The organism is Nocardia africana NBRC 100379, from assembly GCF_001612635.1.
Taxonomy (GTDB): domain Bacteria; phylum Actinomycetota; class Actinomycetes; order Mycobacteriales; family Mycobacteriaceae; genus Nocardia; species Nocardia africana.
The window spans coordinates 269,076-285,914 of sequence record NZ_BDAV01000005.1; the positions used below are offsets into that span (position 1 = coordinate 269,076).

At 69.8% G+C, this 16,839-nt stretch carries 20 protein-coding genes; 14 read left to right on the forward strand and 6 right to left on the reverse strand.

Going from position 1 to position 16,839, the window contains the following annotated elements:
• Both ligA and NA3_RS06430 read right to left on the reverse strand, forming a co-directional pair.
• Positions 1-2,139: an NAD-dependent DNA ligase LigA gene (ligA, locus tag NA3_RS06425; RefSeq protein WP_227994989.1), complete on the reverse strand. Its 2,139-nt coding sequence runs from the start codon at positions 2,137-2,139 to the stop codon at positions 1-3.
• Positions 2,140-2,197: 58 nt separating this feature from the next.
• On the reverse strand, positions 2,198-2,875 hold the full coding sequence (locus NA3_RS06430; protein WP_062962600.1) for a hypothetical protein: 678 nt from the start codon (positions 2,873-2,875) through the stop codon (positions 2,198-2,200).
• Between the two features lie 503 nt (positions 2,876-3,378).
• On the opposite strand from NA3_RS06430, the gene NA3_RS06435 reads away from it, so the two are divergent.
• The 8 genes from NA3_RS06435 (at position 3,379) to NA3_RS06470 (ending at position 8,819) form a co-directional block, all read left to right on the forward strand.
• Positions 3,379-3,894, forward strand: a complete 516-nt coding sequence (locus NA3_RS06435; RefSeq protein WP_062962601.1) for an RNA polymerase sigma factor — start codon at positions 3,379-3,381, stop codon at positions 3,892-3,894.
• A complete protein-coding gene (locus tag NA3_RS06440; RefSeq protein WP_062962602.1) occupies positions 3,891-4,583 on the forward strand; it encodes a Rieske (2Fe-2S) protein in 693 nt (230 codons plus the stop codon). The genes NA3_RS06435 and NA3_RS06440 overlap by 4 nt, the downstream gene beginning before the upstream one ends.
• An 86-nt stretch (positions 4,584-4,669) precedes the next feature.
• The gene (locus NA3_RS06445; protein WP_062962603.1) at positions 4,670-5,242 is read left to right on the forward strand and encodes an RNA polymerase sigma factor; all 573 of its coding nucleotides are present in this window, start codon (positions 4,670-4,672) and stop codon (positions 5,240-5,242) included.
• Positions 5,243-5,449: 207 nt separating this feature from the next.
• Positions 5,450-5,779 carry a cupredoxin domain-containing protein gene (locus NA3_RS35775; RefSeq protein ID WP_128145777.1) on the forward strand — a complete coding sequence of 110 codons (330 nt, stop codon included), beginning with the start codon at positions 5,450-5,452 and terminating at the stop codon, positions 5,777-5,779.
• Positions 5,780-5,823: 44 nt separating this feature from the next.
• Positions 5,824-6,726 (forward strand): metallophosphoesterase family protein, encoded by a 903-nt coding sequence (locus NA3_RS06455; protein WP_062962915.1) that lies wholly within the window; start codon positions 5,824-5,826, stop codon positions 6,724-6,726.
• Positions 6,723-7,112, forward strand: a complete 390-nt coding sequence (locus NA3_RS06460) for a hypothetical protein (protein ID WP_062962604.1) — start codon at positions 6,723-6,725, stop codon at positions 7,110-7,112. The genes NA3_RS06455 and NA3_RS06460 overlap by 4 nt, the downstream gene beginning before the upstream one ends.
• 38 nt (positions 7,113-7,150) lie before the next feature.
• On the forward strand, positions 7,151-8,398 hold the full coding sequence (locus NA3_RS06465) for an AAA family ATPase (RefSeq protein ID WP_062962917.1): 1,248 nt from the start codon (positions 7,151-7,153) through the stop codon (positions 8,396-8,398).
• A gap of 67 nt (positions 8,399-8,465) precedes the next feature.
• Positions 8,466-8,819, forward strand: a complete 354-nt coding sequence (locus NA3_RS06470; protein WP_062962605.1) for a hypothetical protein — start codon at positions 8,466-8,468, stop codon at positions 8,817-8,819.
• Between the two features lie 110 nt (positions 8,820-8,929).
• On the opposite strand, the gene NA3_RS06475 is transcribed toward NA3_RS06470, so the two are convergent.
• The 3 genes from NA3_RS06475 to NA3_RS06485 form a co-directional block, all read right to left on the reverse strand.
• Positions 8,930-9,982 carry a methionine synthase gene (locus tag NA3_RS06475; protein ID WP_062962606.1) on the reverse strand — a complete coding sequence of 351 codons (1,053 nt, stop codon included), beginning with the start codon at positions 9,980-9,982 and terminating at the stop codon, positions 8,930-8,932.
• 134 nt (positions 9,983-10,116) lie between these two features.
• Positions 10,117-11,229, reverse strand: coding sequence for a tRNA 2-thiouridine(34) synthase MnmA (mnmA, locus tag NA3_RS06480; protein WP_062962607.1), 1,113 nt, complete (start codon positions 11,227-11,229; stop codon positions 10,117-10,119).
• Positions 11,226-12,455: a cysteine desulfurase family protein gene (locus NA3_RS06485; RefSeq protein ID WP_062962608.1), complete on the reverse strand. Its 1,230-nt coding sequence runs from the start codon at positions 12,453-12,455 to the stop codon at positions 11,226-11,228. Before NA3_RS06485 ends, mnmA begins: the two co-directional genes overlap by 4 nt.
• 507 nt (positions 12,456-12,962) lie before the next feature.
• Here NA3_RS06485 and NA3_RS36690 point away from each other — a divergent pair.
• The 3 genes from NA3_RS36690 (at position 12,963) to NA3_RS38455 (ending at position 14,094) form a co-directional block, all read left to right on the forward strand.
• A complete protein-coding gene (locus NA3_RS36690) occupies positions 12,963-13,352 on the forward strand; it encodes a hypothetical protein (protein ID WP_062962609.1) in 390 nt (129 codons plus the stop codon).
• Positions 13,353-13,502: 150 nt separating this feature from the next.
• Positions 13,503-13,754 (forward strand): acyl-CoA thioesterase domain-containing protein, encoded by a 252-nt coding sequence (locus NA3_RS38450; protein ID WP_062962610.1) that lies wholly within the window; start codon positions 13,503-13,505, stop codon positions 13,752-13,754.
• Positions 13,714-14,094 carry a hypothetical protein gene (locus NA3_RS38455; RefSeq protein ID WP_369689782.1) on the forward strand — a complete coding sequence of 127 codons (381 nt, stop codon included), beginning with the start codon at positions 13,714-13,716 and terminating at the stop codon, positions 14,092-14,094. Before NA3_RS38450 ends, NA3_RS38455 begins: the two co-directional genes overlap by 41 nt.
• A gap of 35 nt (positions 14,095-14,129) precedes the next feature.
• Here NA3_RS38455 and NA3_RS06505 read toward each other — a convergent pair whose 3' ends face one another.
• Positions 14,130-15,032 (reverse strand): LysR family transcriptional regulator, encoded by a 903-nt coding sequence (locus NA3_RS06505; protein WP_062962612.1) that lies wholly within the window; start codon positions 15,030-15,032, stop codon positions 14,130-14,132.
• A gap of 280 nt (positions 15,033-15,312) precedes the next feature.
• Between NA3_RS06505 and NA3_RS06510 the strand changes: the two genes are divergently transcribed.
• From NA3_RS06510 to NA3_RS39440, 3 genes are all read left to right on the forward strand, one after another.
• On the forward strand, positions 15,313-16,197 hold the full coding sequence (locus tag NA3_RS06510; protein WP_062962918.1) for a TIGR03620 family F420-dependent LLM class oxidoreductase: 885 nt from the start codon (positions 15,313-15,315) through the stop codon (positions 16,195-16,197).
• A gap of 54 nt (positions 16,198-16,251) precedes the next feature.
• Positions 16,252-16,461: a TOBE domain-containing protein gene (locus tag NA3_RS06515; protein WP_062962613.1), complete on the forward strand. Its 210-nt coding sequence runs from the start codon at positions 16,252-16,254 to the stop codon at positions 16,459-16,461.
• 99 nt (positions 16,462-16,560) lie between these two features.
• The gene (locus NA3_RS39440) at positions 16,561-16,809 is read left to right on the forward strand and encodes a hypothetical protein (RefSeq protein WP_062962614.1); all 249 of its coding nucleotides are present in this window, start codon (positions 16,561-16,563) and stop codon (positions 16,807-16,809) included.
• Positions 16,810-16,839 lie beyond the last annotated feature (30 nt).

Consider the following 16,839-nt stretch of genomic DNA (forward strand, 5'->3'; position numbering starts at 1 on the left):
TCAGTCCGATTCGTCCTCGGAGTCCGGCTCCGGCCGCACCGCGTCGGGCCCCTCCGCCAGCAGCGCGCGGAACCCGTCCTCGTCCAGAATGGGCACACCGAGTTCCTCCGCCTTGGCCGCTTTGGACCCCGGGGAATCACCGATCACCACGAAAGCCGTTTTCTTCGAGACCGATCCGGCCGCCTTGCCGCCGCGCACCAGGATCGCTTCCTTGGCCTCGTCGCGGGAGAATCCTTGCAGGGAGCCGGTGACCACGATCGACAACCCCTCGAGGTTGCGTTCGATGGATTCGTCGCGCTGGTCCTCCATGCGCACCCCGGCCGCACGCCACTTGTCGACGATGGTGCGATGCCAGTCGACGGTGAACCATTCCTTCACCGCGGCCGCGATGGTGGGGCCGACGCCGTCGACGGCCGCCAGCGCCTCGGCCGACGCCTCCTCGATCGCCGCCATGCTGCCCAGTTCGGCAGCCAGGGCGCGCGCCGCGGTCGGCCCGACGTGGCGGATGGACAGCGCCACCAGCACCCGCCACAACGGACGGTCCTTGGCGGCGTCCAGATTCTGCAGCAGGCGTTTGCCGTTGGCCGAGAGGGTGCCGCTCTTGTTGACGAAAAGCGTTGTGCCGAGCAGTTTCTCCTCGGTGAGGTCGAACAGATCGCCCTCGTCCGAGATCGCGCCCGACTTCAGCAGGTCGATCGCGGCCTCGTAACCCAGCGCCTCGATATCGAACGCGCCACGCCCGGCCATGTGGAACACCCGCTCCCGCAACTGCGCGGGGCAGTGCCGCTGGTTCGGGCACCGGATATCGGCATCGCCCTCCTTCTCGGGCGCGAGCTCGGTTCCGCATTCGGGGCAGTGGGTGGGCATGACGAAGCGCCGTTCGCTGCCGTCGCGCACGTCGACCACCGGCCCGAGCACCTCGGGAATGACATCGCCGGCTTTGCGGATGGTGACGGTATCGCCGATCAGCACACCCTTGCGCTCGACCTCCGAGGCGTTGTGCAGCGTCGCCATCGCGACCGTGGAACCGGCGACGGTGACCGGTTCCATCACCGCGAACGGCGTCACCCGGCCGGTCCGGCCGACGTTGACCTGGATGTCGAGCAGGCGGGTGGTGGCCTCCTCGGGCGGGTACTTGTAGGCGATGGCCCAGCGTGGGGCACGCGAGGTGCTGCCGAGGCGGCGTTGCAGGGTGAACTCATCGACCTTGATCACCTGGCCGTCGATTTCGTGCTCGATATCGTGGCGGTGTTCGCCCCAGTACCGAATGCGCTCGACCACCGCGTCGGCGCCCTGCACGCGCACGGTGTGCGCCGAGACGGGCAGGCCCCAGGCCGCCAGCGCCTGATACGCCTCGAACTGCGAGGACGGACTGAATCCGACCATCCGGCCGAAGCCGTGACAGATCATGCGCAGCCGGCGCCGGGAGGTGACGGCCGGATCCTTCTGCCGCAGCGAACCGGCGGCGGTGTTGCGCGGATTCGCATAGGGCGGTTTTCCCTCGGCGACGATCGCCGCGTTCAGATTTTCGAAGTCCTCGAGCCGGAAATACACCTCACCGCGCACCTCGAGCAGCTCCGGAATCGGGAATTCCGTTGTGGGCGTGAGTTGTTCGGGGATGTCTTCGATCGTGCGCGCGTTGAGGGTGACATCCTCACCGGTGCGGCCGTCGCCTCGGGTGGCGCCGCGCACCAGCCGGCCGTTCTCGTAGACGAGGTTCAGCGCCACACCGTCGACCTTCACCTCGCACACGAAGTGCGTATCGGCGCCGGTTTCGGCGACCACCCGGCTGATCCAGGTGCGCATCTCGTCCTCGTCGAACACGTTGTCCAGCGAGAGCATGCGCTCGAGATGGTCGACCGCGGTGAATTCGGTGGCGAAGCCGCCGCCGACCAGCTGCGTCGGCGAATCGGGTGTGCGCAGGTCCGGATGCGCCTCCTCCAGCGCCAGCAGGCGCTGGAACAGCTTGTCGAACTCGCCGTCGGAGATGATCGGCGCATCGCGCACGTAGTACCGGAACTGGTGTTCGCGGACCTCCTCGGCCAGCTGCTGCCATTCGGTGCGCTCGTCGGCCGTGGCCGCCTCGGCGGCGTCGGCCGCCTCGGCGGCGCGTGCGTCCTCGATCCCGGTTTCGCTCACGTCTGGCACATTAGCCCAGCCCACCGACATGCTCGCGGACCGTTCGGGCACGTCGGAATCAGGCGTTCACGGCGGCCCGGACGTCGTCCGGCCAGGACGGCGGCGCCGATTCGAAGGTGCGCTCGGCGTTCGCGAGCACCGCCCGGCCGAGCGCGTAGTTACCGGTGCCGCCGATGATCGCACCGAGACCGGCGGGCAGCGCGCGGCCGAACAGCAGCGCCCCGCGCTTGGCGATGAAACCGACGATGAATTTGCGCGCCATCGGGTTGTCGATCGAGCGGACCACCGGGAGCTTGTCCGCCACCGCCGAGGCCCAATCCTTGGCCGACTGGCCGGCGCCCTTGCCGAGCAGCTGCGCGCCGCCCTCGCCCAGGACCACCGCCACCACCAGCGCCCGGCGCTGCTGCTGCGACATCGTTCGCATCCCGTGCAACTCGCCCACCGAGACCGCGTAGAACGCCGAGGCCTCCATGAAGAAGACCGATTCCACACCGCTGGCCGCCAGCCCGATGATCGTGCCCACCCCGGGCACCGCCGCCGACAGGCCCGCGAGTGTGCCGCTGACGGTCACCGCGCCCAGATAGCGCCACCGCAGGCCACGCTCGATATCCTCCGGCGTGCGCTCCGGATGTTTGCGCCGCAACCGGCCGACGTACTTGGCCGCCAGCGGTTCCTGCACCCCCGTCCCCGCCCGCACGAAGGTCTCCACCGACTTCTGCACTACCCGCTCGAACATCCCGGAGGCCCCTTTCGTCGACACCGGCGACCTTACGGAGAGCACGCCGGTTCGCGTCTACCGACACGAACCGGACACACATCTTCGCCCGGCCGCCGCACTGTTCACGCCGAAGCCGTCGCGACCGCCGGATCCCTAGGGCTCGGCACTGCGACAACTTCGCTCGGCACAGCGATTACCCGCCCGCCGGCGGTTCACTCGCCGATGTGCCGAGGCCCATGCCGCGAGGGCGCCCCGAAGACCCACAGCCGGGCGGCGGCCACGCTTCGGGAGGTGCCTGATTCCGGCGGCGACGGACTCAGCGAAGTTGGCTGTCCCGGCAGAGGCCCGAACCGCGCGCGGAGGGCGGCGCCCGGTGGGTGCCGGGCTCGAAGGTCCACGAACCGGTGGTACGTGTAACCGCCCTGCTATCTAATTGATGGCGGCACAGTGTCCGCAGACCCGGCCGGTCCCGGATCGGGCCGCACCGAGCGCGGCGACATCGGAGAGGAGGGCGGCGGCAGATGAGCGGGCAGCCCGAGTCGGCGCCCACACCGGCACCGCCATCCGGGGACGCCTGCGCCGACTGGGAGGAGATCTTCGGCGGCAATGTCGGCTGGGTGTACGCGCTGATGCTCGCGAAGGTGGGCGCCGCGCCCGACGCCGAGGAGCTGACGACGGAGGTGTTCATGACAGCACTGGAACCCTCGATCGAGGTGGAACCGTCGCGGATCCCGGCGCTGCTGCGCGATACCGCGCGCTCGGTACTGGCCCGCTACTGGCTCTCGCGGGTGGGCCGCGAAATCACCGTGATCGACGCCGAGCCGCCCGGCACCACCTCGACCACGCCGGCAGCGGTCGGAGATCTGCTCGCCGAACTACCGGAACCCTACCGGCGCGTCCTGGAATTGCGCTTCCTGCAAGGACTTTCGATGGCCGACACCGCGGCGCGGCTCGGTGTCAGCGTTCCCGAGGCCGAGGCACGCCAGCGTCTGGCGTTGCGATCGGCCGCCCGTCCCGGATCAGGAGGCTCGCTGTGAGCAGCAAAGATGTGGAACGCTACGTCGACGACATCCTGGCCGGCCGCAGCCCGCGCGGCTTCCGGCCCGACGATGACGATGCCGCCCAGATCCGTGCCGCGATCGCGCTGCGCTCGGCCCGGACCGGCGCGGGCAGCCCCGACGAGGAGTTCATCGCCCGGCTGCATCATCGCCTGGCCGAGGACCTCGACGAACCCACCGCCGAGCCGGGTGCGCGCCCGCGGCGTCCCACCCGGCGCACGGTATTGATCGGCACCTCGGTGGCCGCCGCGGCCGCGGCGGGCGGGGTGATCGACCATACGATGCTGAGCGGATCCGGCGAGCCGAAAGTTCCCGCCGCACAGCAGACCCTCGTGCCGTCCCACGGAACCTGGCAACCGGTCCTCGCCAGTGCGGAACTGCCCGACGGGGCGACCACGCCGTTCGACCTCGGCGCCGTCAACGGCTTCCTCCGCCGCCGCGACGGGGTCGTCTACGCACTGTCGGGAATCTGCACCCACCAGGGGTGCAAATTGTGGCTGGACGCGGCGGCTGCCCGGCTGCGCTGCCCGTGCCACTCGACCTCCTTCGGTTTCGAGGGTGAGGTCGTGACCCACGAGCTGCCCCGCCCGCCCGCTCCCCTGCCGCGGCTGCAGGTCCGTGAAGCCAACGGCTCGATCGAGGTGTTCGCACCGGAGAAGCCGGCCTGACGGCCCGCACCGAACCGCGTGTAACCACACCCCGTATCTATACCGGACAGGCGCGCGCGTCACCGGGCTGCAGGAGGGTGGTTGGGATGGCAGGGCGATCCACGGCCGGGTCGCGGTCGCCGGAGGATCCCCGGCGCCGGGACCTGCGACTGGTACCGCAGGATCGCTATTCCAACTGGGAAGAGGTGTACCGGGACAACGTCGGCTGGGTCTACGCGCTGATCTTCGGCAAGGTCGGCAACAAGCCGGATGCGGAGGACCTCACCGCGGAGGTGTTCGTGGCCGCGCTGAAACCGTTGCGGATCACCGCGAGCGTCGCCGAGGTGCGCGCCTATCTGCGGACCACCGCTCGCACCGCGCTCGCCGGGTACTGGCGATCCCGGATGGGCCGGGAGATCACGGTCATCGACGACGATTTCCCGGACGAGACCGGTTCGGCACCCACCGATTCCGCCGACTCCCGGGCACCGGAGCACGTGCGCGCGGTGTTGAGCGGACTGCCCGAACGCTACCGCCGGATTCTCGAACTTCGGTTCCTGCAGGGGTTGTCGGTGCGCGACGCGGCCGCGGCGCTCGCGATCAGCGTGGCCAATGCGAAGGTGCTGCAGCATCGAGCGCTGCGAGCGGCGTCGGAACTGAACATCGACCTCGGTCTGTAACCCGGTCCCCTATCTGTCGGTGAAACCCCGCACCCCGCGGGGTCCGGATGGAGGCCGGATCCGATGCATCGACACCTCGTTCTGAATCTCACCGCCGCCGCGCTGGTCGCGCTCGGCGCACCAACATTGGCGGCCTGCTCGACGCCTGCCGACAAGGGCGCGAGCCCGCCCGCTCCGACCGTCCGCTCCGACGACCCCGGACTGGGCATGACGCCGGGCGCGCCCGCACCGATGCCGGATATGCCCGGCATGCCGACCACACCCCGCACCCCGGCCGTCGCGGCCGGACCGAACGCCGTCACCATCGACAATTTCGCCTTCGGCCCGCAGACCGTCACGGTGAAGGCAGGCACCACGGTGACCTGGACCAATCGCGACGAGGAACCGCATACGGTGGTGGCGCGCGACGGCTCGTTCCACTCCCCGGGCCTGGGCACGGGGGCCACATTCGGCTTCACCTTCGCCCAGCCGGGCACCTTCTCCTACTTCTGCTCGATCCATCCCTTCATGCACGCGACAGTGGTGGTGACCCCGTGACCGAAAACGATCCGCAGCACACCGATCCGCGCGATCCGCACGCCATGACCCGCCGTCAGCTATTGCGTCACAGCGCCTGGTTCGGCGCGGCCGTCGGCCTGACGGTGGTCGGCGGCGAGGTCATCTCCCACGTGGCGGGCGCGGCCCCGGCCACCTCCGACCGTCCCACCCTGCGATTCGCGCAGATCAGCGACAGCCACATCGGATTCCAGGGCACCGCCAACGCGAATGTGACCGACACCTTCACCGAGGCGATCGATCAGGTCAACGCGCTCGGGTACACACCGGATTTCGTCATCCACACCGGGGACCTGACACATCTGGCCACACCCGCGCAATTCGATCAGGTCCGCCAGATGATGTCCGGATTGCGCGCGCCCCACATCTTCACCGTGCCCGGCGAACACGATTCGGCCGACGACGGCGGACAGCGATACCGCGAGGTGTTCGGCAAGGGCACCCGTGGTGACGGCTGGTACAGCTTCGATATCGCGGGCGTGCACGTCATCGGTTTGGTGAATACGCTCCACGCGCAGAATCTGGGCCATCTGGGGCAGGACCAGATCGATTTCGTCCGAACCGACGTGGCGGGATTGTCCGCCGACACCCCGATCATCGTCTTCAGCCATATCCCGCTGTTCGCGATGTACCCCCAATGGGGTTGGGGCACAGACGATGCCGCGCACGTCCTGAGCCTGCTGCGGCGGTTCTCCTCGGTCACCTGCCTCAACGGCCATGTGCATCAACTCTTCACCAAAACCGACGGGAACATCACCTTCTTCAGCGGGACGACCACCGCCTACCCCTTGCCGCATCCCGGCGACGGGCCCGCGCCCAAACCGGTGACGTTGCCGGCCGGAAAGCTCCACGACGCATTGGGAATCCGCGAAGTGAGCTACCAGCAGGGCCGGCAGATGCTCGCGATCAAGGAGCAGACGCTGCGATGAACACGCTGTCTCCCACCCGGTCACGGTTCTCCTCGCGCCTGGTGATCAGCGCCGGGCTCGTCACCACCGGTGTCGTGCACACTCAACTCTACGGCCGGGGCTATCGCTTCATCGAATACGTGGGCCCGTCGTTCGCCATCCAGGCCGCCGCCGCCTTCGCGCTGGCCGCGCTGGTTCTCGCCGGTCCCTGGACCATGCGCGCGGCGGCAGCGGTGCTCAGCGCCGCTTCCCTGGGCGGCTTCGTGCTGTCGCGAACGAGCGGACTGTTCGGATTCACCGAAATCGGCTGGCAGCCGGCACCGCAGGCGATGATCGCGGTCGTCGCCGAGATCGTCACCCTGGTGGTCTGTCTGGCCTCGCTGTACCGGAGGGAACTTCGCACCTGATGTCGCGGCGCCGCCCGGCGGACGGCAGGATGGCTCGGGTGCTGCGTAGTTTTCAGGTGACCAATCACCGATCCCTGGCCGAACCACAGGAACTCCGCCTGGTGTCGAGCCGGGCGGGAGCGCTGCCCGCTCCCGTCACCGCCGTCCACGGCGCGGCGGCGAGCGGGAAATCCGGTCTCGTCGACGCACTGGCCCACATGCGCGACGCGGTCCTGCATTCGGTGACCGGGTGGGATCCCTACGCCGGGCCGGTGCGCACACCGCATCTCGGATTCGCCGACCGGCCTTCGGAATTCGTTGCCACCTTCGTCGCCGAGGGCACCCCCTACACCTACGGGTTCCGCCTCGACAACGCCGATGTCACCGCAGAATGGCTGCATACGCATCCACACAACCGCAAACGCATCATCTTCGAGCGCGAGGGCGAGCAGATCCGGATCGGGCCGATGTTCGAACCGGTGCGTTTCGGCATCACCGCCCTGGTGCCGCTGGTGCGGCCGAATGCGCTGCTGCTCAGCCTGACCGGGCAGATGTACGCCGAGGCGCTGGTGCCCGCCTACCGCTGGTTCTCCGCCCAGCTCGACGTCCAGCGCGGGCCGGCCGACCCGCACAGCATCGCCGAGCGCCTCGGCGGCCACATCTCCCGCTCCGCCGACAACGCCGCGCGGCTGCTGATGCTGCTGCGCTCGGCCGAACTGGGCATCGAGGATCTGCTCCTGGCCGAGAACGATCCGATGTACGCGGACTACCTGCGCGACATCGACGGCGAAATCGCCGGTATGGCCAAGGAATTGGACGCGTGTGCGGCCTCGCCCGCGCACGCCCAGCAGGTGCGGGAAACCCTCGGCGTGGAACCCGTCGCCCTCGAGCGCGAACTGAGCAATCTGCGCGCGGCCCGCGACACTCTCTACGCGCGGATGGTCGCCCGCCGCGGGGTCGGGCTCGGAGTGGTCCACGCGGGCATCGACGCCGCCTTCGACATCGCCGACGAATCCACCGCCACGCTGGCCCTGCTGCGCCTGCTGCCGACCGTGCTCGACGCGCTCGACACCGGCCGGGTGCTGGCGGTCGACGATATCGACACCCACCTCACCGGGGACACCGCCGACCGGCTGATCCAGCTGTTCCAGAATCCGGAGACCAACTCCCGGGGCGCGCAGCTGATCTTCACCACTCGCAACCGCACGCTCATCGACCGCGGCAACGGGCGATCGCAGTCCCGGCGCACCCGAGTGTGGCAGGTGCGCCGGACCGCGACCGGCACCAGTGAGCTCGGCGCCGGCTGATCTCGCCGGAGCGCCCCGGTGACGGCGGCGCACCGGGCTGTCCCGTTTGTCCGCCTAGCATGGAGGCATGCTGCTGCAGATCGTGTTCATCGTGTTGATCGCCGGCGCTCTCATCGCGCTGCTGATGAACTTTCGCGGGCGGGGTCGTTTCGGTGGCTTCCAGCGCGGCGCGCAGGAGGCCGGGACGCTCCGGATTACCGGAGTGAGCCCGCGCCCGGCCGCGCAGGGCGAGCAGTTCGTGACGATCACCGGCACGATTTCCGGGCCGAGCGTAGCGGCCGAGACCGTGTACGGGCGCTTCGCCTGGGACGTCAATCAGTGGCCGTTCCCCGGTGAAGACCTCCCGGTCGTCTACCCGCCGGGTAAGCCTCAGCACTGGCAGATCGGTCATCCGAACCCGGGGCCGTCCGCTGGATTGTGATCCCGGCGCCGGTCTCGCGGTATCCCGGAGCGACCGCCGCTTTCCGGACACGCCCGCCGTCGGCGGTGCGTCGGGATCGTCCGCGGCTCATCGCGCCGTACCGATGCGTCCTATTCGAAGGTGAGCGAGTCCGGGTCGTCGGCGTAGGCGCGGGCCACGTCGGACGACAGATCGAGGGCGCGCCGTGCCCATGCCGGCGCAGCGGTGCCCAGCCCACACGCGGGGGTGACCAGGATGCGATCGGTGAGTGTGCGGCGCGGGAAGCCGAGGCGGTCGACCAGGCGCACGCCCGGTTCGGCAAGCTGCCGCCAGGTGGGCGGGGTGGCCGGGGCCCTCGTCGGGACCAGGCCCAGAGCGAGGAATTTGCCGGCGTCGAGTAGTTCACCGACGGCGTCGAGATTGCCGGTAGCGACGGCCGCCATATCGAAACCGACTGCGGCAGCGGCACTTGCGCGCAGAAACGACAGTGGCGGCGCATCGGCGCAGCTGTGGATCAACACCGGGCCGGACTGTGCGGTGACGACCGTGTCGAGGATGTGCAGCGCCTCGGGCTCGGGAACCGCACGCACGGTGTTCAGCACGCTCGCGCCACGCAGACTGCCCTCCAGCACGGCTCCCAGCGACGGTTCGTCCAGTTGCACGACCACCTCGGCGCCCAATCGTTTGGCCACCTCGGCGGCATGATCGGACAGCCCCTCGGCCAGTGATTCCGAAAGGTCGCGCACGGCACCGGAATCGGTGAGCACGCGATGACCGTTCGCCAGTTCGACCTGTGCGGCGAGGGTCAGCGGTCCGGCCGACTGGACCTTGAGGGTGCGGCCGGTGCCGGTGAGACCTGCCGTCTCCCAGGCTTCTTCGAGCGCGTCGAGATCGGTGCGAAGCAGATCGTGAGCGCGGCGCGCGGTCGCTCCGGGGCGGGCGCTCATTCGGTATCCGCGGGTGGTGGTGTCGAACTGCATATCGACCAGCAGCGCCGAGGCGCGCCCGAGCATATCGGAACCCGCTCCGCGGGCGGGCAATTCGGGGAGATGGGCGAGTTCGGGCAGCTCGCCCACAACGGTGGCGGCGGCCTCACGAGGGTCGGCGCCCGGCCAGGAGCCGACACCCGTGGCGATACCTCCCCGCAGGCGCGGCCGCGCGTCGGATCGCTTCTCGCTCGTCATCTTCCACCCATCTCGATCACCGCGCCGGACGTCCGCGGCCACCCGGAGTCACGCACGGCGCAACCGTATCCGAGCGTGCACGCGAAGTCGGCAGTACTCCCCGAAGTCGTCCCCGATCCGGACGACGCCCACGCTCACCGCGCGGAATCCGCGGCCAGTTCCCCGACGCGCTCACGGCCGGTACCGCTGATGGTTCCGCTGCCGATCACGCGGTCACCCAGCGGATCCGGCAGATAGGCCACCACGGCCTGCCCGCGCGCCACCCCGGTCAGGGGCTCGCGCAGCCGCGCGATCAGCCCGCCGTCGACCGCCTCCACGACGGCCGGGGCGATCCCGCCGTGCGCACGCACCTGGACGACGCAGTCGAAGGGTCCGGACGGCACCTCGCCGGACGTCCACACGGCCCGGTCCGCCCGCACGGTCCACACGTTCAGATCTTCGGCGGGACCGACGTGAACGGTGCCGGAGTCCGGATCGATCTCGGTGACGTAGCGGGGGCGGCCGTCCGCGGCGGGGCCGGGCAGCCCGAGCCCCTTGCGCTGCCCGATCGTGAATCCGTGCACGCCTTCGTGATCGGCCAGCTTGCGGCCGTCGCTGTCGACGATGGCGCCGGGGCGCACGCCGATCGAGGCACCGAGGAACGCGCGGGTGTCACCGGAGGGGATGAAGCAGATGTCGTGGGAGTCGGGCTTGTTCGCCACGGCGAGACCGCGCTCGGCGGCCTCTTCGCGGATGCGCGGCTTCGGGGTGTCACCCACCGGGAACATCGCCCGCGACAGCTGGTCGGCGGTGAGCACGGCCAGCACGTAGGACTGGTCCTTGTCGGCGTCGACGGCGCGGCGCAGCACACCGTCGGACAACTGCGCGTAGTGACCGGTTACCACGGCATCGAATCCGAGCGCGGCGGCACGGTCGGCCAGAGCCGAGAACTTGATCTTCTCGTTGCAGCGCAGGCACGGATTCGGCGTCTCACCGGCCGCGTAGGCGGCGACGAAGTCGTCGATCACATCCTCTTTGAAGCGGTCGGCGAAATCCCAGACGTAGAACGGGATTCCGAGCACATCAGCGGCGCGGCGGGCATCGCCGGCGTCCTCCTTGGAACAGCAGCCCCGCGACCCCGTGCGCAGCGTTCCGGGGGTGGCCGACAGGGCCAGATGCACGCCGACCACCTCGTGGCCGGCGTCGACCGCACGCGCGGCGGCCACGGCGGAATCGACGCCGCCGCTCATCGCTGCCAGCACTCTCATCGCGTACCTCCTTTCGCACCGGCCAGTCCGGCCGCTTCGGCCCGTTCCACCACCGATGGCAGAACTTCCAGCACCCTGTCGATCTCGGCCCCGGTCGTGGTGTGGCCGAGTGAGAACCGCAGGGAACCGCGCGCCCGGCGCGGTTCCACCCCCATCGCGAGCAGGACATGGCTCGGCGCGGCCACCCCGGCGTTGCACGCCGACCCGGTGGAGCATTCGATCCCGGCGGCGTCGAGCAGCATCAGCAGGGAATCGCCCTCGCAGCCGGGGAAGGTGAAGTGGACATTTCCGGGCAGGCGTCGGTCACCGGTCGCGCCGTTGAGGACGGCGCCGGGAACCGCCTCCCGCACACCGGCGATCAGGCGATCGCGCAGGTCGATCAATTCCGCTGTGCGCGCGGGCATTTCCCTTACGGTCTCCCGCAGCGCCGCGGCGATTCCGGCCGCGGCCGGCACATCGGAGGTGCCCGATCGCAGGTCGCGCTCGTGGCCGCCGCCGTGCAGCAGCGGGACGCAGCCCACCTGCCGGCCCAGCAGCAGGACGCCGCATCCGTGTGGACCGCCGACCTTGTGCCCGGCGAAACTGGCCGCGGCCAGCCCGCTCGACGCGAAGTCGATGGGCAGCTGGGCGGCGGCCTGTACCGCGTCGCTGTGCATCGGAATGTCGAATTCCTGTGCGACGGAGGCCAATTCGAGGATCGGCTCGATCGTGCCGACCTCGTTGTTGGCCCACATCACGCTGACCAGGGCGATGTCGTCGGCGTGCATCGACAGCGCTTCGCGCAGCGTCCCCGGCGAGACGATGCCATCGGCGTCGACGTCGAGCAGGGTGACCTGCGCGCCCTCGTGCTGCTGCAGCCAGTCCACCGCGTCGAGCACCGCATGGTGTTCGACCGAACTCACCAGGATGCGGGTGCGGCCCGGATCGGCGTCGCGACGGGCCCAGTAGATACCCTTGACCGCGAGATTGTCACTTTCGGTACCGCCCGAGGTGAAGATCACCTCCGAGGGACGGGCCCCGAGGTCGGCGGCGACGGATTCGCGCGCCTCCTCCAGCAATCGTCGCGCGGTGCGGCCGGAGCCGTGCAGGGACGAGGCATTACCGACCGTGCCGAGCACAGCCGTCATCGCCTCGACGGCGGCCGGGAACATGGGTGTCGTGGCCGCGTGATCGAGGTAGACCGTCTTGGGCGCCGCTGCGACCGGACCCGGGAAAGCCGACATCATGACCGATCCAGCCTATCCCACCGTTGACCTGCACACCTTGGGGGTATCCTTCCGCTTTCCGCGCACCACCTACGCTTCACCCCCATCGGCAACCCGGCGGCCCTCCCCGGATATTCCCGATCGCCGCCGGAGATTCCCGGCGGCCGCGATTTTCCGGCGTACAAATCCGACCGCCGAGAAGCAAGCATGTGCTCGATATTTGCTGAAGCCGGAAAAGTTCGCTCGCCGCGAATCCCCGATTTGAGCTCGAACCAACACTACCATTCGAAAACGACTGGATAACAGGTTCTTTCGGGCCACCGACCAGCGCGCGGGAAGTTTGCGGATAACGGCTTTTCTGACTAGGCTGCGTCGCAGAACGATCACCACGGCGCGGCGCGGATGGCGCTCGAGCGGGGGCGATTCCGATATTTCCCGCCGTGGGTGCGCTGGGGGTTATTCGCAGACATATGACGGCTGAGCCCGGTATGCGGCAGATCGTGTCCGGGCTGTGAGGTGAGGAGAACGGTGAGCGGCAAACTGATCACGGCAACTCCGTCGGCGGCCCTGCTGGTCGAGGAGATCGTCGATCGCTACGGCTCGGTCGAGCAGTTCTGCAACCAACTGCGTCGGGACCTGGACGACCCGACCGTGCAACTGCCGCGCCTGACCCATCTGCTGCCGCCGGACAGCCCCCATTCCCCACATCTCGCCTGGTCGCAGGCTCCGTGCACGGGACCGGCACGCGAAACCGATGCGACGCCGTCCGGCGGCCACGGCGATGCCGTGGCGGCCCCCGGCCCGGGCCCGGCCTCGGCGGCCGAACCCGGTCCGCCCGCGCCCTCGCGAGCCGATCCCATGACCCCCGACGCGCAGGTGCGCCGCAGCCTGTGGCACCGCCTGCTGTCCTGGTGGTGATTCGTCTCGGCGCCCGGTGAGAGCGGCGCGGCGCCGACCCCCACCGCTCCCCGGGCGCGCCGTCGCGCCGCGGCATCCCCCGCTGACGATCGCATCGGTGGTGCGCGTGTTGCGCGATGCCTTCTGCCACAACGCCTTCGGAGCCGAACAGTGCGGGTTCGCGCACGCCGGTCACGTGCCGGCGCCCCGATCTCCTCCGTCCCCGGCCCCGCTCTGCAGCCGGTCCGGTGGACGCTCGATCTGTTCCGCGCGGTGCGGATGCGCCCCACGGCGACCTCCGCGACGGTCGTCCGCGAAGGCCCCCGCCTCTGCCTGGTCGACGCGGTGCTGCGCCAGGACGGCCAACCGGCGGCGCGCGCGAGTGCGCTGTATCTGCGAGCGAGCGAGGCCCCGCCCGCGTGACGGTCCCCGAAAACGCCTCTGGCACTTCACCATTCCGGTGGTCGAGGGCGAGGAGCCGACCCCGTTCCAGTTCGCCGCCTCGGTCGCCGACGTCACGAATATGGTGTCCGATCTCGGCAGCGCGGGGCTGGAATACATCAATCCCGATGTCACGATGGCGATCACCCGCCTGCCGGCCGAGAGGGAAGTCGGCCTCGCCCTGACCGAACGCGTCGAACACCACGGCCTCGCCGTCGGCACCGCGGTCATGTTCGACCGCGACGGCGTCCTCGGCACCACCACCGTCTCCGCCATCGCCAACGCCCGCCGCGCCGTCCGCCTCGACCACGGACGCGACTGAGCACGACCGCTTCCGCCAACAGGACGCCGACCTGATCAACTCTCGGGTGTGGGGCCGGTGAGGACCGCCTGCGCGATCTTGCGGAGGGCGGCGACGAGGCGACGGCGGTCGTCGGTGCGGGTGGCCAGGACTACGTGGGCCGGATCGACATCGGCGAGGGGGACGGCGGTGAGGTCCGGGCGCAGGGAGTGGATCCGGAAGCCGGCGGCGATGGCGATGGCCTCGCCGGCGGCGATGATCTCGAGTTTGTCCTCCATCGCATCGATGATCGGTCCGTCGGGGGCGGGACGGCCGTCGGGGCGAGGGTCGATGCGCCAGTAGGCATTCCAGGCCGGATCGGAATCGCGGAGGCGGGGCAGCGGTTCGTCGGCGATGTCGTCGAGGGTGACCGATTCCTTGCCTGCGAGCCGGTGGGAGACCGGCAGGATCACCACCCGCGGCTCGTCGTAGAGAACGGTGACGTGCAGGCGGTCGGTGGGAAAGGGCAGCCGGGTGACCAGTGCGTCCACGCGATGTCCCAGCAGCGCGGCGGGGACGTCGTTCCAGGGCACGTGCTGGGCGCGCACCTCGGCATCGGGATGCCGGCGGCGCAGTTCCCGGACCGCGGGGGTGACGATCAGCCCGCTGGTGTAGCCGATCGCCACGCGACCGGGCTGGGCGGCGGCGCGGGTCTCGGCGACCGCCGCGGCCGCCGCACGCAGGAGCGCGTGGGCCTGCGGCAAGAACACCTCCCCGGCCTCGGTGAGCCGGCTGCCCTGCGGCGTCCGGTCCAGCAGGCGAGCACCGAGTTGCTGTTCCAGCCGGTGGATCTGACGGCTCAGCGACGGCTGGGTGACGTGCAGCGCCGCGGCCGCGCGACCGAAGTGCCGATGGTCGGCGACCACGGTGAAACAGTGCACCAGCCGTAGATCGAGGTCCACGGGTGACGTCTCGGACATGCCGCCAGCTTACTGGCCCCGGCCTGGCACTCGGTGGCCTCTACCTGGAGTGATACGAAGAATGTATTGCGTCAGGCGAAAGATTCATTGGCAGCGACGATGTCGCCGGTGCGAGAGTGAGTTACCGGCACAGACCGGCAGCAGAGCCTCTGGCTGCCCCCTTCGACGCCGCGCGACAGTGTGCGCGTCGTCGGCCGTGGCACCGGTTGCACCACCGGCCGCCGACGCAACTGTTCCCGTATTCGCCTTCAGCACAAGCCATTTCACCCGAGCTCAGCACATCCCAGGAGGAACGGTCGATGACAAGCAGCACCGTCGTGGAGGCCGCGCGCCGTCGGCGCAGGAGCAACGAAGCGCGGGCCGCCGGTTGGAGGAGGCCGGAATCCGGGCGGTATGGACCAACGAGGTGATCGGCAAGGACGCGTTCGCGCACTTGGCCGTCCTCCTCGCCGCCACAGAACGGATGACGGCCGGAACGTGCGTGGCCAACATCTGGGCCCGGGCGCCGCAGACCGCGCACGGCGCCGCCGCCTACCTCGCCCAGGCATATCGGGGGCGCTTCGTCCTCGGCCTCGGCGTGGGATATCCGCAGCAGGCCGACAGCGTCGGCCGCGAGTTCGGCAGCCCGCTGACGACAATGCGGGACTACCTCACCGGGATGAACGAGCAAACCTGGCCGCCGGCACCCGAGGCGTCCTATCCCCGTATTCTCGCCGCGAACGGTCCGAAGATGCTGGCCCTGGCCGCCGAGATCGCCGATGGCGCCCTGCCCGCCGCGCTGCCCGCGGAACACACCGCGCGCGCCCGGAATACGCTCGGCTCCGGCAAACTGCTGGTGGTGGGTCAATCGGTCGTGGTCGACGATGATCCCGGGCGAGCCCGCGCGACCGCCCGCGAGGTGGTGCGGACGTGGGCCGCCCGGCCGTCGTTTCGCGCCACACTCGTCGAATTGGGCTATCCGGCAAGCGAAATCGACGACACCAGCGACCGGGTCGTGGACGCACTCGTCGCCCACGGCAGCCCGGAATCCATCACCGCCACGATCCGCGCCCAGCGGGACGCCGGGGCGGACCATGTGGTGCTGCTGCCGCCGATCGGCACCGAATTCGCCTCCGGCATCGAACAGCTGGTGTCGATCGCGCCGGCACTGAACGAGATCGGCTGAACGCGCCACTCCGCCCTCCCCCGCCGGCGCAGGTCCCGGGCGTAGGGTCGCCGCATGCGCCTGAGCACCCGAAATCAACTCGACGGCACCGTCGTCTCGGTCACTCGCGGTGAGGCCATGGCAGTGGTGCGGGTCCGCCTCACCGGCGGGGACGAGATCACCTCGTCCATCACCCGCGATGCCGTGGACGATCTCGGCCTCGCCGAGGGATCGACGGTCAAGGTGCTGATCAAATCGACCGAGGTCACCCTCGGCATCGAATAGATCCACCGGCGAGGCCCGCCGGCGGCACACGTAGCCTGGTCTGGTTCGTTCCGGACCGGCCGGTGCCGGCGCTGCTGTATCGAAGCGACGGAGACAGTGATGCGTCTGGCTGATCTGACCTCGGCCGACCTCGCCGAGGCCGACCGCGCGCCGCTGCCGGCGATCCCGCTCGGCGCGACCGAACAACACGGCCCGCGGCTGCGGTCCGGCGGGGTGAAAGCGGTGAGCGCCAACGGAATACTCGGCGATCCGACCACCGCCGACGCCGCCGAGGGCGCCCGAATCCTCGACCGCTGGACCGGCGCGTTGATCGCCGCGGTCGCCGAACATTTCCCCGAACCGCGCTGAGGCAGCCGCATCGCCGCCGGAAATCGGCCT

What these genes read in the sequence shown, in the direction of transcription:
- NA3_RS06445 (WP_062962603.1), top strand. Translation starts at nt 4,670, where the DNA reads ATGGCAGGGCGATCCACGGCCGGGTCGCGGTCGCCGGAGGATCCCCGG.
- NA3_RS06485 (WP_062962608.1), bottom strand. Translation starts at nt 12,455, where the DNA reads ATGATGTCGGCTTTCCCGGGTCCGGTCGCAGCGGCGCCCAAGACGGTC.
- NA3_RS06460 (WP_062962604.1), top strand. Translation starts at nt 6,723, where the DNA reads ATGAACACGCTGTCTCCCACCCGGTCACGGTTCTCCTCGCGCCTGGTG.
- NA3_RS06455 (WP_062962915.1), top strand. Translation starts at nt 5,824, where the DNA reads ATGACCCGCCGTCAGCTATTGCGTCACAGCGCCTGGTTCGGCGCGGCC.
- NA3_RS35775 (WP_128145777.1), top strand. Translation starts at nt 5,450, where the DNA reads ATGACGCCGGGCGCGCCCGCACCGATGCCGGATATGCCCGGCATGCCG.
- NA3_RS06475 (WP_062962606.1), bottom strand. Translation starts at nt 9,982, where the DNA reads ATGACGAGCGAGAAGCGATCCGACGCGCGGCCGCGCCTGCGGGGAGGT.
- NA3_RS06435 (WP_062962601.1), top strand. Translation starts at nt 3,379, where the DNA reads ATGAGCGGGCAGCCCGAGTCGGCGCCCACACCGGCACCGCCATCCGGG.
- NA3_RS06505 (WP_062962612.1), bottom strand. Translation starts at nt 15,032, where the DNA reads ATGTCCGAGACGTCACCCGTGGACCTCGATCTACGGCTGGTGCACTGT.
- NA3_RS06515 (WP_062962613.1), top strand. Translation starts at nt 16,252, where the DNA reads ATGCGCCTGAGCACCCGAAATCAACTCGACGGCACCGTCGTCTCGGTC.
- NA3_RS06430 (WP_062962600.1), bottom strand. Translation starts at nt 2,875, where the DNA reads ATGTTCGAGCGGGTAGTGCAGAAGTCGGTGGAGACCTTCGTGCGGGCG.
- mnmA (WP_062962607.1), bottom strand. Translation starts at nt 11,229, where the DNA reads ATGAGAGTGCTGGCAGCGATGAGCGGCGGCGTCGATTCCGCCGTGGCC.
- NA3_RS39440 (WP_062962614.1), top strand. Translation starts at nt 16,561, where the DNA reads ATGCGTCTGGCTGATCTGACCTCGGCCGACCTCGCCGAGGCCGACCGC.
- NA3_RS06470 (WP_062962605.1), top strand. Translation starts at nt 8,466, where the DNA reads ATGCTGCTGCAGATCGTGTTCATCGTGTTGATCGCCGGCGCTCTCATC.